Origin of the sequence: Streptomyces sp. NPDC001532 (genome assembly GCF_040298625.1) — a bacterium.
In the GTDB taxonomy this organism is placed as follows: Bacteria; Actinomycetota; Actinomycetes; order Streptomycetales; family Streptomycetaceae; genus Streptomyces.
Genome location: NZ_JBEPAL010000054.1, coordinates 41,569 through 56,820 on the forward strand (window position 1 = coordinate 41,569; position 15,252 = coordinate 56,820).

Genomic DNA, 15,252 nt, shown 5'->3' on the forward strand with positions numbered 1-15,252 from the left:
GACGACCCTAGAGGGGAGAGCGGGGTGCGCCCCAGGGATGCGGCCGGGGCGAAATTTTCGCCCCGGCCTGCGGGGTCGTCCGCCGGCCCTCTGCCGGTCATCCGCCGCTCATCCCCCGACTCCCACCTCGTTGTCGGGCGCCCCGTCGCCCTCCGGCGGCAGGTCGCCGCGCTCGACGGGCTCGGAGCCGTCGCCGCCGGCCTCCGGCAGCAGGGTGTCGAGCTCCTCGGTGGTGGGCTGGTGCGCGTCGAGGGCGGCCTCGCGCAGGACGTCACGGCCGACACCGGGCCCGCCGCTGACGCGGACGACATGGCCGTCCTTGGGGACGGCGTACTCGCGCTGGTCGCCGCTGCTGCGGTACCAGGCGTCGCCGTCCCGCTCGCACTCCGTGGTGCCGCCCGAGGTGTCGCCGACCGGCTGCTCGGGACAGGTCGAGGCGGTCATCTCGGTCCGGTCGACACGGAGTTGGATCTGAGCGCCGGCGGACTGCGAGACGTAGACGGCGGAGAAGCCGTCGCCGCCGTGGACGCCGACGGACTGCTGGGCGACGGTGAAGCCGTCGGCCGCGATCGTGTAGACGTGTTCGGGTGCGATGCCCAACGCCTGGGCCCGGGAGGCGATCTCGGCCGGATCGGCGGCCTTGCCCTCCTCGCCACAGCCGGTGAGGAGCACGGCGGGAAGCAACAGAGCGGCGTAGGGCAGTGCACGCGGCAGACGGGTCATACGGCCATCCTCCCGCACAGGTGTTCCACAGCGGGGAAGGGGTTGGCGTAGCCTCGGCGGCGATGAACGCGATCCCGGCACACCTGGACCACCTCGTCCTCGCGACACCCGATCTCGCGGCGGCGGTCGCGGAGTTCGCCCGGCGGACCGGGGTCGCCCCGGCCGTCGGAGGGGCCCATGTCGGCCTCGGTACCCGCAACTTCCTGGTCGGCCTGGGCGGGAGGGCCTATCTGGAGATCATCGGTCCGGACCCGGAGCAGCCCGATCCGTCGGGCCCGCGCCCCTTCGGCGTGGACGCGCTGTCCGGCCCCCGCACGGTGACCTGGGCGATCAGCACGACGGACCTGGACGCGGCGATCGCCTCGGCCCGGGCTCGCGGTCACGACCCGGGGCCCGCCCACGCGATGAGCCGCCGTACCCCGGACGGCACCCTGCTGGAGTGGCGCCTGACGAACGGTGCCGCCGCCCATCCGTCGGGCCTGGTCCCGTTCCTCATCGACTGGGGCGCGTCCCGTCACCCCACCGCCACGGACCTGCCCGTCACTCCCCTGCTCCGGCTGACGGCCACGGCCCCGGACCCCGAGTCGCTACGGCCTTCGCTGTCCGCCCTGGACACGGAACTGGTCCTGACCGAGGGTCCGGTGGGCCTGTCCTTCACCGTGGACGCCCCACGGGGACCGGTCACCTTCGACTGAATCGCCCGGCCATCCGACCGACCGTCCACAGGCACCCCCTCTGCGGGCACACCCCCCTTTGCAGGCACACCCCACACTTGGGCGCCGGGCGACCCATGGGGTACGATTGATCTTGCCTGGTCGCCGGAACAACCGGTCGACGGTCACGCGTTGGTGGTCCAAGGAAAGACGCCCCGCTTCCTGCGGGGAAATGCAGGTGCAAGGCCTGCCCGGCGCTCCGATCCCGAGCCCCGCTCCTCCTGCCGGAGGGGCGGGGCTCGGTCGTGCTTCCCGCCTCCCGCCCGTTCCCTCCGGCTTCCCCTCCGGGCCCGACGCCCGTCCGATTTCTTCAAGACCCGGCGGCCGAGCCGTGCCTACCGTGGCCGCATGAGTCCACGATTCGATGCCATCGGTCTGGTCGTCTCCGACATGGCCGCCTCCGTCGCCTTCTACCGCCGCCTCGGGTTCGCCTTCGCCGAGGGCGCCGAGGCGCTGCCGCACGCGGAGGCCGAACTCCCCGGCGGGCTGCGGCTGATGCTGGACGGCGAGGAGACCGTCCGCTCCTTCCACCCCGAGTGGCAGCCGCCCGCCGAGGGAGGCGGCCGGGCCTCGCTCGCACTGCGCTGCGCCGGGCCGCGGGAGGTCGACACGGTCTACGAGGAGCTGGTCGCCGCCGGTCATCACGGCGAGCTGAAGCCGTGGGACGCGTTCTGGGGACAGCGGTACGCCGTCGTGCACGACCCGGACGGCAACGGCGTCGACCTGTTCGCGCCGCTACCCGCCCAGTAGCCGCCCCAGCGGCACCCCCGCCAGGTCCTTGACGTCCCGCGCGAGGTGGGCCTGGTCGGCGTAGCCGGCCCGCGCCGCGGTCTCCGCGTACGGCACTCCGGCGCGGGCCAGCGCGAGGGCGCGTTGCAGCCGCAGGACGCGGGCGAGCGTCTTGGGGCCGTAGCCGAAGGCGGTCAGTGAGCGGCGGTGCAACCGGCGTGCTCCGAGACCGAGTCGATCGGCGGTCGCGGCGACCGGCTGCCCCGCGTCCAGGGCCGCGACCAGACGGCGCAGCAGCGGGTCCGGCGGGTCGGCGTCCGCGGCGAGCTCCGCCGCCACCGCCTCCAGGCCGGTCGCCGGGTCCGCCGCCGCCTCCACCCGGGCGCGCAGCCGCCGCACCTCCGCCGCCGGGCGCAGCTCGGTCAGCTCCACCCGCCGGTCGCGCAGCTCGTGCGCCGGTACGCCGAGCAGGGCGGGCGCCACTCCGGGCGGGAAGCGGACGCCCGCCCAGGGCTGGGGCGGGCCGCCGGGGATGTGGGCGCGGGTGTCGGGTCCGGCGACCAGCAGGCGGCCCGCGTTCCACAGCAGGTCCATGCAGCCGTCCGGGAGGACCCGTCCGAGGCCGGAACCGGTCGGGGTGTTGGTCCACACCGTCGCCGCCGTGAGCGACGACGTCCGTTCCGTGTACACGGATGCCAGGCTACGCCGCCGGGGACCGGTCCCGGTGGCCCTGCGGGCTGACTCCGTAGACCCGTTTGAAGGCGCTGGACAGGGCGAAGGCGCTGCCGTAGCCGACCTGGCGGGCGATGGCCTCCAGGGTGTCGTCGGTGTCGCGGAGCCGGTCGGCGGCGAGGGCGAGGCGCCAGCCGGTGAGGTAGGTCATCGGTGGTTCGCCGACCAGGTCGGTGAAGCGGCGGGCGAGGGCCGCGCGCGAGACGCCGGTCTCGGCGGCGAGTGCCGCCACCGTCCAGGGGTGCGCCGGGTCGTCCTGCACCAGGCGCAGCGCCCGGCCGACGACCGGGTCGGCCATCGCCCGGTACCAGCCGGGCGCCTCCGCGTCCGGGCGGGCGAACCAGGCCCGCAGCGCGGCGATGACCAGCAGGTCGAGGAGCCGGTCCAGGACGACCTCCTGGGCGGGTGCGTCACGCACGATCTCCTCGGCCAGCAGCCCGGTGAGCGGGCTGTCCCAGACGTCGGCGGTCAGGGTGAGCAGCGGCGGCAGCGCGTCCAGCAGCCGGCCGCTGACCTCGCCCGGCCACAGGTAGGTGCCGATCAGCATGACCGCCGCCCCGTCGGGCCGGTCGCCCCAGGTGCGGACGCCCAGGTCCATGGAACCGTTGAGGGGGCGGCCGTCCGGGTAGGAGCAGGCACCGCCGGGCAGCACGAGCGCCTGCGGGGCCGTCTCGGGGTCGTCCCCGCAGGTGTACGGTGCCGGGCCGCGGGCGATGGCCAGGTCACCGGCGCCCAGCCGCACCGGCTGTCCGGTCTCCGGCGTGACCCAGGCGTGGCCGCGGGCCATGACCATCACCGTGAGCGGCGCCCGGTCCGCCACCCGGACTCCCCAGGGCGGGTCGAAGCAGGCCCGGATCAGGAAGGCGCCGCGTGCGCGGGGACCCGCGAGCAGTGCTCCGAGTGCGTCCATGCGGTCAGCGTAGACGCGCGCTTATGGGGATGAGCCGTTCGGCGATGGGACCGTGCGGCGGAGGGCAGTTGACTTGGGGACATGACGGAGAAGACAGCACAGCGCACGGCGACCGGCATGACCCTCGTGGTGACCGGCGCCTCGGGCCGTACCGGACGCCGGGTGGCCGAGGCGGCGCGGGCCGCCGGACTGACCGTACGGCCCGCCTCGCGCGCCCACGGCTTCGACTGGGACTCCCCCGGCACCTGGGCCGGCACCCTGCGCGGCGCGGACGCCGCCTACCTCGTGCACCCCGCGGACGTGGGCGCCCCGTCGGCCACCGCGGCGGTGGGCCGGCTCGCCCGGGAGGCGGTCGCGCTGGGCGTACGGAGGCTCGTGCTGCTGTCGGCGCGCGGCGAGGACCAGGCGCTGCCCACCGAGGCGGCGCTGCGGGAGTCCGGCGCCGACTGGACGGTCGTACGGGCCGCCTGGTTCGCGCAGAACTTCAGCGAGGGGCCGCTGGTGGAGGGGTTGCGGCAGAGCGGGGAGCTGGTGTTTCCGGGGGGTGGGGTGGTCGAGCCGTTCGTCGATCTGCGCGATGTCGCGGACGTGGTGGTGGCCGCGCTGACCGCCGGTGACCGGTACGCGGGTCAGGTGATCGAGGTGTCCGGGCCGCGGCTGCTGACCTTCGCGGAGGCGGTGGCGGAGGCCGGGAAGGCGGCGGGGCGGGAGCTGTCGTACCGGGCGGTGCCGGCGCGGGCGTACGGCGAGCGGCTGGCCGGGTTCGGGCTGCCTCCCGAGGAGGTGGCGTTCCTGGTGGACGTGTTCGAGACGCTGCTCGACGGGCGCAACGCGCATCTCTCGGACGGTGCGCGCCGGGTGCTGGGCCGTGAGCCGCGCGATTTCGCGGACTTCGCGGCGGAGGCCGCGGCGGCGGGGGCCTGGCGGCAGTGAGCGGCGGGGCCTTTGCCCCCGCGACAGCAGGCCTGGCCGGTGCGTCCGCCGCCCCGAGCCCAGCCCAGCCCAGTCCGGCCCAGGCCAGTCGCCGAGAGAGCAGGCCTACCCCTCCCCCGACTGCTCCCCCGTCCCTCCCTTGTGCGTGCTCTTCGCATGGGTGCGCAGGCGGGCCGTGACGTCCTCCGGCGGGAGGAAGCGGGACCAGCGTTCGGGGAACTCGGAGGGCATGTCGGGGTCGTCCGGGTCGTCGGGGTCGACCTCGCGGGCCGCGGCGGCGCGGGCGACGTACTCGGCGACCTGGGCCTCGCGCATCCGCTCGTTGGCCTCGCGGGCGGCGGCGGTGGCGGCGGCCGGCCAGACCCGGTCGATGGCGGCGTTCATGGCGGCGCCGACGAGCACGGCGAAGGCGGACACCCCGATCCACAGCAGGACGGCGACGGCGGCGGCCAGGGAGCCGTAGATCGTCGCGCCCTCGATGGTGCTCGTCAGGTAGATGCGGAGCAGGAAGCTGCCGAGCACCCACATGCCGAGGGCGACCAGGGCGCCGGGCACGTCCTCGATCCACGGGGAGCGGACGGGGACGGAGACGTGGTAGAGCGTCGTCAGGAAGGCGATGGACAGGACGATCACCACGGGCCAGTACAGGACCTGCACGACCGTCGTCGACCAGGGCAGGATGCGCACCACGGCGTCGGGCCCGGCCACCATCAGCGGCAGCGCCACCGAGCCGATCAGCAGCGCGACGAGGAACAGCAGGAACGCCATCAGGCGGGTCTTGACGATGCCGCGCACCCCGTCGAGGCCGTACATCACGGTGATGGTGTCGATGAAGACGTTCACCGCGCGGGAGCCCGACCACAGGGCGAAGAGGAAACCTATGGAGATGACGTCGGGGCGCCCGCCGTTCATCACGTCGTCCAGGATGGGCTGGGCGATCTGGGTCACGCCCTTGTCGGACAGGACCGTCCGGGAGGCCTCCAGGAGGTTGGTCTCCAGGCTGGTGATGGTGTCGGTGCCGGTCCAGTCGTCGACGTAGCCGAGCAGGCCGATGAGGCTGAGCAGCAGCGGTGGCACGGACAGCAGGGTGAAGAACGCGGCCTCGGCGGCGAGGCCGAGGATGCGGTACTCGATGCAGCTGTTGACGGTGTCCTTGATCAGCAGCCAGGCGGTCCTGCGCTTGGAGACGTTCCGGTAGAGGGCACGCGCCCGGTGGAGGCGGCCGGAGGGCCTCTCGGGGGTTTCACTTGCTGGCTGCACGACCCAAAGGTATCCGTCGCGGGAGGCCCGGCTCACCCAGGTGCGCCGGTGCGGTCCGGTCCGGGTCGTGTAGGCGGGTGACCCGGCGCGTGCGCGGGGTAGGTTCCCAGTCATGGCACGCAGCACCCACACCGTGACCAATCAGGTTCCGCCGCTGACCGGCTACGACGTCTACTCGGCCGACCGGGCGCTGGTGGCGGCGGTCGAGCGGCATCTCGATCCGGAGCTGCTGGAGGAGGCGCGCTCGGAGCTGTCCGGGCTCGGCCGGACCTCCGGTTCGGTCCAGGTGCAGGAGTGGGGGGTGCTGGCGAACGAGCATCCGCCGCGGCTGCACACGCACGACCGCTACGGGCACCGGATCGACGAGGTGGAGTTCCATCCGTCCTGGCACCGGCTGCTCGGCAAGGGTGTCTCGGCGGGGCTGACCGCGGCGTGGGACCGTCCCGGCGGGCATGTGCGGCGGGCGGCCGGGTTCCTGGTGTGGACGCAGGTGGAGGCGGGCAACGGCTGCCCGCTGTCGATGACGCACGCGGCGGTGCCCGCGCTGCGCGTCGATCCGGCGCTGGCCGCCGAGTGGGAGCCGCGGCTGACGTCCAGGGTGTACGACCGTGATCTGCGGCCGGCCGCGCGGAAGGCGGGCGCGCTGTTCGGCATGGCGATGACCGAGAAGCAGGGTGGCAGCGACGTCCGGGCGAACACGACGGTGGCGACGCCGCTCGCGGAGGCGGGGACGTACGAGCTGACCGGGCACAAGTGGTTCTGTTCGGCGCCGATGTCGGACGGGTTCCTGGTGCTGGCGCAGGTCCGCTCCGCCGGCGGCGAGGGGGGTCTGACCTGCTTCCTGGTGCCGCGGGTGCTGGCGGACGGCACGCGGAACGTGTTCCGGATCCAGCGGCTGAAGGACAAGCTGGGCAACCGGTCGAACGCGTCGGCGGAGGTCGAGTTCGACGGCACCTGGGCGCGCCGGGTGGGCGAGGAGGGGCTGGGGGTGCGGACCATCATCGAGATGGTCGCGGCGACCCGGCTGGACTGTGTGCTGGGCTCGGCGGGGCTGATGCGGCAGGCCGTCGCCCAGGCGGTGCACCACTGCGAGCATCGCGAGGCGTTCGGCGGGCGGCTGCTCGACAAGCCGCTGATGCGCAATGTTCTGGCCGATCTCGCGCTGGAGTCGGAGGCGGCGACGACGCTCGCGCTGCGGCTGGCCGCGGCCTACGACGACGGCGGTGAGCAGGAGCGTGCCTTTCTGCGGCTGGCGGTGCCGGCCGCGAAGTACTGGGTGACCAAGCGCTGCCCGGCGGTGGCGGTGGAGGCGGCCGAGTGCCTGGGCGGGAACGGGTACGTGGAGGAGTCCGGGCTGCCGCGGCTGGTGCGTGAGTCGCCGCTGAACTCGGTGTGGGAGGGCGCGGGCAACATCCAGGCGCTGGATGTGCTGCGGGCGCTGCGGCGGGAGCCGGCGGCGTTGAACGCGTGTCTGACGGAGATCGGGCGGGCGCGGGGCGCGGATCACCGGCTGGACGGGGCGATCAAGGGTCTGCTCACCGAGCTGGCCGATCTGGAGGGGGTCGAGGCGCGGGCCCGGCGGATCGTGGAGCGGCTGGCGCTGGTGCTGCAGGGCTCGCTGCTGGTGCGGTTCGCGCCGTCGGAGGTCGCGGACGCGTTCTGTGCCTCGCGGCTGGGCGGTGACTGGGGCGCGTCGTTCGGGACGCTGCCGCACACGCTGGATCTGGCCTCGGTGGTGGAGCGGGCCCGGCCCGTGGGCTGAGCGGTCCGGGCAGGTCAGCAGGGGTGGTGCTGCGCCGACACGGCACCACCCCCGCCGTTGCCGGCCCCTTGAGGCCATGAGCGCCGCACGGGCGACGTCGCTCAAGTTTCAATCACCGTAGGCGTGTTCACCAGGGTTGCAAGGGGTTGCAACTTGTTGGGTGCCGGTGACCGGAGTGTGCCCCTCCGTCCCGGGCTGGCGGCAGTATGGGACAACCATCAGTACGCGACCGGAAACCGTCGGCCGGAGGGGTTGACACCGGTTGCCCGAGAGGCAAAACCCCGGAGGACAACTGTGGCGAACTCGCCGATGAACGTGACGCGACTCGCCGCCACCGACGCGGCGCGGGCGGCGCGGGTGCTCAGCGAGGTGCGCGACGCCACCCTTTCCGGACAGCGCGCGCCCATCGCTCCTCGGCCGGTCATCGAGGAGTCCTGGGAGCGCATGCTGCGCAGCGGGGTCGATCCGGAGCACGATTTCCGGTCGGGTCTGCTCACCCCCGAGGAGGTGCGGCGGCGGCGGGAGGAGTCGCCGCTGCGGCATGTGCTGCCGGTGCTGCGGGAGGGACTGGTGTCGGTGGCGGACGCGGCGCGCCACATCATGGTGGTCGCCGACGCGGACGGCCGGGTGCTGTGGCGGGAGGGCAGTTCGGCGGTGCTGCGCCGGGCGGACGCGCTGGGGTTCCTGCTCGGTGCGGACTGGCGGGAGAGCGTGGTGGGCACCAACGGGGTGGGCACTCCGGCGGTGGTGCGGCGGCCCGTGCAGGTGTTCGCCTCCGAGCATTTCGTGCGTTCGCAGGCCAGTTGGACGTGTGCGGGAGCGCCGATCACGGATCCGCGGGACGGGCGGCTGCTCGGGGTGGTGGATGTGAGCGGTCCGTGGGAGACGATGCATCCGGCGACGCTGGCCTGGGTGGACTCGGTGGCGAAGCTGGCGGAGGCCCGGCTGCGGGAGCTGCATCTGACCGCGCTGGAGCGGTTGCGGGCGGTGGCGGCGCCGGCGCTGGCCCGGCTGGGCGGGCGGGCGCTGGTGGTGGACCGGGACGGCTGGACGGCGGCGGTGACGGGGATGCCGTACACGAGCCGGGTCGGGTTGCCCAAGTCGCTGTCCGCGGGCCGCCGGTGGTTGCCGGCGCTCGGGCGGTGTGTGGTGGAGCCGTTGGCGGAGGGCTGGCTGGTGCGGGTGGCGGAGGGGGAGGAGCCGTCGCCGCGGGACGCCAGCCGGATCGTGCTGGATCTGTCGCAGCCGCGTCGCTGGACGGTGGCGGTGTTCGGCGGCGCGGGGTCCTGGACGCACGAACTGAGCCCGCGGCACGCGGAGTTGCTGTATCTGCTGGCGCTGCATCGTTCGGGGCGTACGGCGGCGGGGCTGGCGGAGGACATGTTCGGCGACGCGGCGCGGACGGTGACGGTGCGGGCGGAGCTGTCGCGGGTGCGGCGGTACCTCGGGGGGTTCCTGGAGCACCGGCCGTATCGTTTCTGCGAGGGGGTGGACGTGACCGTGCTCCTGCCCGACGACCGGAGCGATCTGCTGCCGCACTCGACCGCGCCGGCGGTGATCGGGGCGCGCCGCGCGGCAGCGGTGCCGTGAACGGGGCCAGCGTAGGCACACCGGTGACCTCTTGGGATCAATTGCGGGGTCTTCGTCCCCGACCCCCGACCCCTGCCGTAGCATCCCCCTACGGGCCACCCCACCTGCTCCACGCTCAACGTGCGGAACGAGCGGCGCAGTTGGTCCCTCGGGAGGACTGATGAAGCATCGCGGCCGACATCGCAGGCGCAAGCGGGGCAAGGCGCTGCGCGCGACCCTGGCCGGTGCCGCGCTGGCGCTGACCGCGGCGGCCACCATGATCAGCGCCTCCCAGGCCACGGACGGGGCCCGCCCCGGTCCGCTGAAGCCGCTGACCTCGACGGCCGCCCTGCGGGAGCTGCGCCTGCACGAGGAGACGTATCCGTCGGCGCCGCAGCCGGCCGTCGGTGTCGCCGGCGTCCTCGCGGACGCCGACCGCGTGCTGCGTCCCGCCGCCGACTGCGGCTCCGCCGAGCGTGCCGCGCTGCCGGTGACGCCGGCGGCCACCCGCGCCTGGTGCTGGGACGAGGAGGACACCCGTAAGGCCCGGGCCGGCGCGGTCACCACGTCCGGGGACGCCGACGACGACGGCCGGTGGGGCCCGCGGCGGGTGGTGCTGTCCGGCTGGAGCGACGCGAGCGGCCGGGCCCGGATCGCCTTCGTGGACGCCGAGCGCATGACGTACACCTGGGTGCTCCCCCTGGTCCCGGCGGACGGTGGCCGCTCCCACCGGCCGCTGCGCTCGCGGCTGTCCGGTCTGGTCTGGTACCAGGACAAGCTGCTGGCCGCCGCGGACGACGGCCGGACGCTGTACGTGTACGACGTGGACCGGGTCCGGCGGGCCACCGCGCCCGGTTCCGGCGCGCCCTTCCTGCTGCCCGCCGCGGGCGCGTACCGGCTCACCGGCGACGCCCGGATCGGCACCCTCTCCCTGGACCGCAGCACCGCCCCGGACAGCCTGGCGGTGAGCGAGGCGGTGCCGGCGGACGCCGACGGGCCGGCCAGGCTGTGGCGCTACTCCCTCGCCGACGCCCTCAGCGCCGAGCCCGGGCTGCCCGCCCCGGACGCGGTGGAGGCGTACGAGACGGAGGCGGCCGGTGTGCACGGCGTGCTCGCCCACGGGTCCCGGTGGTACCTGGCGCGCGGCGCCGGCGCCTTCGACGGGCGCGGGACGCTGGTGCGGCTGGACGGCGACGGTGCCGGGACCGCGCAGTGCGGGCCGGACGGCACCTACCAGTGCTGGAGCGGACCGGCCGGGCCGCTGTCCTACTGGGAGGAGACCGGGGAGGTCTGGTCGCAGTCGGGGCGGATGCTGTTCTCGCTGGGACTGGACACGATCGACAGGTCGCTGGACTAGATGATTCCCTGACCGCATGACCAACATCCCCGTGACCACCTGGTCCCTGGAGCAGACCTCTCCGGCCGACCTGCTGCCGACCGCCGCGCCCGAGGGCGACGTCCGGATCGTCCGCGCCGAGGTGCCCTCCCCCGAGTTCAGCCGCTTCCTGTACGCGTCGGTGGGCGGGGACGTCCGCTGGACCGACCGGTTGAGCTGGAGCTACGCCCGGTGGCAGGAGGAGCTGGAGCGGCCGGGCGTGGAGACCTGGGTGGCGTACGACCGGGGCACACCCGCCGGGTACGTCCAGCTGGACCCGCAGGACGACGGGGTCGTGGAGATCCTCTACTTCGGTCTGATCCCGGCGTTCCGCGGCCGCCGGATCGGCGGCCACCTGCTGTCGTACGGCACCGCGCGCGCCTGGGACCTGGCCGAGCGCTGGCCGGGAAGGACGCCGACGAAGCGGGTGTGGCTGCACACGTGCAGCAAGGACGGCGAGTTCGCGATGGACAATTACCAGCGTCGGGGCTTCAAGCTGTTCGACACCAAGGTGGAGGAGGAGGCGGAGGTCGCCACGCCGGGCCCCTGGCCGGGCGCCTACCCTGCCTGACCTGCACCGACAAGGCCCTTGCGGCCGGTGTGACCCACAACACCCTTGTCTCGTCCAGCGAGACAAGGGTGTCCGCATATTGGACGAAGCTGGACTGTGTCCAGATCGCCGTGACACGCTTCCGTCATGTCTGGAACTGGAATCGCCTTGGTGAGTCGACGGCACGTCGACCTCGGCCGCATGTCCAGCGCCATCTGTCCGGCCCGCTGACCGCCCGCCAGCATCCCGGTTCCCCCCTTTTCTGTCTGCTCCTGCGCAATGACGCGCACGTATGCCTCCGAGTGCCCATACGCGCAGGTCAGATCCGCTTTCCGCCTGTCCCGAAGGACGTATCAACCATGGCCGCCACCCCGCAGAACCCTGCCGCCGCGACTCCCCGCCGCAAGGTGAGCCGTCACCGCGGTGAGGGTCAGTGGGCCGCGGGTCACTTCACCCCGCTCAACGGCAACGAGCAGTTCAAGAAGGACGACGACGGTCTCAATGTGCGGACACGCATTGAGACGATCTACTCGAAGCGCGGCTTCGACTCGATCGACCCCAACGACCTGCGCGGCCGGATGCGCTGGTGGGGCCTGTACACCCAGCGCAAGCCCGGCATCGACGGCGGCAAGACCGCGATCCTGGAGCCCGAGGAGCTGGACGACGAGTACTTCATGCTGCGCGTCCGCATCGACGGCGGCCGGCTCACCACCGCGCAGCTGCGGGTGATCGGCGAGATCTCGCAGGAGTTCGCGCGCGGCACCGCCGACATCACCGACCGGCAGAACATCCAGTACCACTGGATCCGGATCGAGGACGTGCCCGAGATCTGGAACCGCCTGGAGGCGGTCGGCCTGTCCACCACCGAGGCCTGCGGTGACACGCCCCGCGTGGTCATCGGCTCGCCGGTGGCCGGCATCGCCGAGGACGAGATCGTCGACGGCAGCCCGGCCATCGAGGAGATCCAGCGCCGGATCATCGGCAACAAGGCGTTCTCGAACCTGCCCCGCAAGTTCAAGTCCGCGATCTCCGGCTCGCCGCTGCTGGACGTGGCGCACGAGATCAACGACATCGCGTTCGTCGGCGTCGAGCACCCCGAGCACGGCCCCGGCTTCGACCTGTGGGTCGGCGGCGGTCTGTCCACCAACCCCAAGATCGGCGTCCGGCTCGGCGCCTGGGTGCCGCTGGACGAGGTCCCCGAGGTCTACGAGGGCGTCATCTCGATCTTCCGCGACTACGGCTACCGGCGGCTGCGCACCCGCGCCCGGCTGAAGTTCCTGGTCGCCGACTGGGGCGCGGAGAAGTTCCGGCAGGTGCTGGAGGACGAGTACCTCAAGCGCCCGCTGGTCGACGGCCCGGCCCCGGCGCAGCCCGTGGCGCGCTGGCGGGACCACGTCGGCGTGCACCGGCAGAATGACGGCCGCTACTACGTCGGGTTCGCCCCGCGCGTCGGCCGCGTCGACGGCACCACCCTGACGAAGATCGCCGACCTGGCGGAGGCGCACGGCTCGGGCCGGGTGCGCACCACGGTCGAGCAGAAGATGATCATCCTCGATGTCGAAGAGGGTCAGGTCGCCTCCCTCGTCGACGCGCTGGAGGCGCTGGACCTCACGGCCAGGCCCTCCGCGTTCCGGCGCGGCACCATGGCCTGCACCGGCATCGAGTACTGCAAGCTCGCGATCGTCGAGACCAAGGCGCGCGGCGCCTCGCTCATCGACGAGCTGGAGCGCCGGATCCCGGAGTTCGACGAGCCGATCACCATCAACCTCAACGGCTGCCCGAACGCCTGCGCTCGTATCCAGGTGGCGGACATCGGTCTCAAGGGGCAGCTGGTCCTGAACGACCAGGGCGAGCAGGTCGAGGGCTACCAGGTCCACCTGGGCGGCGCACTCGGACTGGAGGCCGGTTTCGGCCGCAAGGTCCGCGGTCTGAGGGTCACGGCCGACGAGCTGCCCGACTACGTCGAGCGGGTCCTCAAGCGCTTCCAGGCGGAGCGCGAGGACGGCGAGCGGTTCGCGGCCTGGGCGGCCCGGGCCTCCGAGGAGGCGCTGTCGTGAGCGAGCGCGCCGCACCGTTCTACTGCCCTTACTGCGGCGACGAGGACCTGCGTCCGAGCGAGGAGGGCCACGGAGCGTGGGAATGCGCGGCCTGCAACCGCGCATTCCAGCTGAAGTTCCTCGGGCTGCTGGCCCGCGGGCTCCGGCAGGACACCACGGGAGGGGACGGGATATGACGACGGCTCAGCGAGAGCGGACCGCCGAGGAGTTGAAGGAACTCGCCGAGCAGGCGGGTCGCGACCTGGAGGACGCCTCCGCGCTGGAGATCCTCCAGTGGGCGGTCGCCACCTTCGGCAAGCGGTTCTGCGTGACCTCGTCGATGGAGGACGCGGTGGTCGCCCACCTCGCCTCCCGTGCCATGCCCGGCGTCGACGTGGTGTTCCTCGACACCGGCTACCACTTCGAGGAGACCATCGGCACCCGTGACGCGGTCGAGGCCGTGATGGACGTCAACGTCATCACCCTCACCCCGCGCCAGACGGTCGCCGAGCAGGACGCCGAGTACGGCCCGAAGCTGCACGACCGGGACCCCGACCGGTGCTGCTTCCTGCGCAAGGTCAAGCCGCTGGAGGAGGGCCTCACCCGCTACCAGGCCTGGGCGACCGGCCTGCGCCGCGACGAGTCCCCGACCCGGGCGAACACCCCGGTCGTCGGCTGGGACGAGAAGCGCCAGAAGGTGAAGATCTCCCCCATCGCCCGCTGGACCCAGGACGACGTGGACGCCTACGTCACCGAGCACGGCGTCCTCACCAACCCGCTGCTGATGGACGGCTACGCCTCCGTCGGCTGCGCGCCCTGCACCCGCCGCGTCCTGGAGGGCGAGGACGCCCGCGCCGGTCGCTGGGCGGGCCGCGCCAAGACCGAGTGCGGACTGCACGGATGACAGCGAATGCCTCTCAGGCGAACACCAAGGAGATCCACGTGACGACCGGAGCCACCGTCTGGCTCACGGGTCTGCCGAGCGCCGGCAAGACCACCATCGCGTACGAGCTGGCCGGCCGGCTGCGCGAGGAGGGCCACCGCGTCGAGGTGCTCGACGGCGACGAGATCCGCGAGTTCATCTCGGCGGGCCTCGGCTTCAGCCGCGAGGACCGGCACACCAACGTGCAGCGCATCGGATTCGTCGCCGAACTGCTCGCCCGCAACGGCGTCGTCGCCCTCGTCCCGGTGATCGCGCCGTACGCCGACAGCCGCGACGCCGTGCGCAAGCGGCACGAGGCGAACTCGACGCCGTACGTCGAGGTGCACGTGGCCACCCCGGTCGACGTCTGCTCGGTGCGCGATGTGAAGGGCCTGTACGCCAAGCAGGCGGCGGGCGAGCTGACCGGGCTGACCGGCGTCGACGACCCCTACGAGGAGCCCGAGTCGCCCGATCTGCGGATCGAGTCCCAGAACCAGACCGTGCAGGAGTCCGCGGCGTCGCTGTACGCGCTGCTCACCGAAAGGGGACTGGCATGACGACGACCGTCGCCACGATCGACGAGGGCACCACGACCCCGTACGCGCTGTCGCATCTGGACGCCCTGGAGTCCGAGGCCGTCCACATCTTCCGCGAGGTGGCGGGTGAGTTCGAGCGGCCGGTGATCCTGTTCTCCGGCGGCAAGGACTCCATCGTCATGCTGCATCTCGCGCTGAAGGCGTTCGCGCCCGCGCCGGTGCCGTTCTCGCTGCTGCACGTCGACACCGGACACAACTTCCCCGAGGTCATCGACTACCGCGACCGCGCGGTCGCGAAGCACAACCTGCGGCTGCACGTGGCCTCCGTCCAGGACTACATCGACCGCGGAGTGCTCAAGGAGCGCCCGGACGGCACCCGTAACCCGCTCCAGACGCTGCCGCTGACCGAGAAGATCCAGAGCGAGAGGTTCGACGCCGTCTTCGGCGGCGGCCGCCGCGACGAGGAGAAGGCCCGCGCCAAGGAGCGCGTGTTCTCCCTGCG

The 15,252-nt window shown here is 73.0% G+C and carries 17 protein-coding genes; 13 read left to right on the forward strand and 4 right to left on the reverse strand.

Features of this window, described 5'->3' with window-relative positions; all coding sequences use genetic code 11:
• Positions 1–108: 108 nt before the first annotated feature.
• Positions 109–723 (reverse strand): hypothetical protein, encoded by a 615-nt coding sequence (locus tag ABT232_RS33830; protein ID WP_351847390.1) that lies wholly within the window; start codon positions 721–723, stop codon positions 109–111.
• Positions 724–785: 62 nt separating this feature from the next.
• On the opposite strand from ABT232_RS33830, the gene ABT232_RS33835 reads away from it, so the two are divergent.
• Entirely contained in the window at positions 786–1,418 is a 633-nt protein-coding gene (locus ABT232_RS33835) for a VOC family protein (protein WP_351847393.1), read from the forward strand.
• Between the two features lie 366 nt (positions 1,419–1,784).
• Entirely contained in the window at positions 1,785–2,186 is a 402-nt protein-coding gene (locus tag ABT232_RS33840) for a VOC family protein (RefSeq protein WP_351847395.1), read from the forward strand.
• Here ABT232_RS33840 and ABT232_RS33845 read toward each other — a convergent pair.
• Positions 2,172–2,855, reverse strand: a complete 684-nt coding sequence (locus tag ABT232_RS33845; protein WP_351847398.1) for a helix-turn-helix domain-containing protein — start codon at positions 2,853–2,855, stop codon at positions 2,172–2,174. The genes ABT232_RS33840 and ABT232_RS33845 overlap by 15 nt on opposite strands.
• A gap of 10 nt (positions 2,856–2,865) precedes the next feature.
• Positions 2,866–3,807, reverse strand: coding sequence for an AraC family transcriptional regulator (locus ABT232_RS33850; protein WP_351847402.1), 942 nt, complete (start codon positions 3,805–3,807; stop codon positions 2,866–2,868).
• Between the two features lie 81 nt (positions 3,808–3,888).
• Here ABT232_RS33850 and ABT232_RS33855 point away from each other — a divergent pair, with 81 nt between their 5' ends.
• Complete coding sequence (locus tag ABT232_RS33855; RefSeq protein WP_351847404.1) at positions 3,889–4,740, forward strand: NmrA family NAD(P)-binding protein; 852 nt, start codon at positions 3,889–3,891, stop codon at positions 4,738–4,740.
• Positions 4,741–4,845: 105 nt separating this feature from the next.
• Here ABT232_RS33855 and ABT232_RS33860 read toward each other — a convergent pair whose 3' ends face one another.
• Complete coding sequence (locus tag ABT232_RS33860) at positions 4,846–6,000, reverse strand: YihY/virulence factor BrkB family protein (protein WP_351847407.1); 1,155 nt, start codon at positions 5,998–6,000, stop codon at positions 4,846–4,848.
• A 112-nt stretch (positions 6,001–6,112) separates the two neighbouring features.
• On the opposite strand from ABT232_RS33860, the gene ABT232_RS33865 reads away from it, so the two are divergent.
• The 10 genes from ABT232_RS33865 to cysD all read left to right on the forward strand — a co-directional run.
• Entirely contained in the window at positions 6,113–7,762 is a 1,650-nt protein-coding gene (locus ABT232_RS33865; protein WP_351847410.1) for an acyl-CoA dehydrogenase family protein, read from the forward strand.
• Between the two features lie 309 nt (positions 7,763–8,071).
• Entirely contained in the window at positions 8,072–9,352 is a 1,281-nt protein-coding gene (locus ABT232_RS33870; protein ID WP_450871992.1) for a GAF domain-containing protein, read from the forward strand.
• A gap of 160 nt (positions 9,353–9,512) precedes the next feature.
• Positions 9,513–10,688: a hypothetical protein gene (locus ABT232_RS33875; RefSeq protein WP_351847415.1), complete on the forward strand. Its 1,176-nt coding sequence runs from the start codon at positions 9,513–9,515 to the stop codon at positions 10,686–10,688.
• A 16-nt stretch (positions 10,689–10,704) separates the two neighbouring features.
• Positions 10,705–11,277, forward strand: coding sequence for a GNAT family N-acetyltransferase (locus ABT232_RS33880; RefSeq protein WP_351847417.1), 573 nt, complete (start codon positions 10,705–10,707; stop codon positions 11,275–11,277).
• A gap of 126 nt (positions 11,278–11,403) precedes the next feature.
• On the forward strand, positions 11,404–11,487 hold the full coding sequence (locus ABT232_RS33885; protein WP_310591794.1) for a putative leader peptide: 84 nt from the start codon (positions 11,404–11,406) through the stop codon (positions 11,485–11,487).
• A 128-nt stretch (positions 11,488–11,615) separates the two neighbouring features.
• Entirely contained in the window at positions 11,616–13,313 is a 1,698-nt protein-coding gene (locus ABT232_RS33890) for a nitrite/sulfite reductase (protein ID WP_351847419.1), read from the forward strand.
• On the forward strand, positions 13,310–13,489 hold the full coding sequence (locus tag ABT232_RS33895) for a hypothetical protein (protein ID WP_351847422.1): 180 nt from the start codon (positions 13,310–13,312) through the stop codon (positions 13,487–13,489). The genes ABT232_RS33890 and ABT232_RS33895 overlap by 4 nt, the downstream gene beginning before the upstream one ends.
• Positions 13,486–14,196 carry a phosphoadenylyl-sulfate reductase gene (locus ABT232_RS33900; protein WP_351847423.1) on the forward strand — a complete coding sequence of 237 codons (711 nt, stop codon included), beginning with the start codon at positions 13,486–13,488 and terminating at the stop codon, positions 14,194–14,196. Before ABT232_RS33895 ends, ABT232_RS33900 begins: the two co-directional genes overlap by 4 nt.
• Positions 14,193–14,771 carry an adenylyl-sulfate kinase gene (gene cysC, locus ABT232_RS33905; protein WP_351847425.1) on the forward strand — a complete coding sequence of 193 codons (579 nt, stop codon included), beginning with the start codon at positions 14,193–14,195 and terminating at the stop codon, positions 14,769–14,771. Before ABT232_RS33900 ends, cysC begins: the two co-directional genes overlap by 4 nt.
• Positions 14,768–15,252 (forward strand): sulfate adenylyltransferase subunit CysD (gene cysD / locus ABT232_RS33910; protein ID WP_351847427.1); only part of this gene is annotated, 485 nt, incomplete at its 3' end. The genes cysC and cysD, both read left to right, overlap by 4 nt.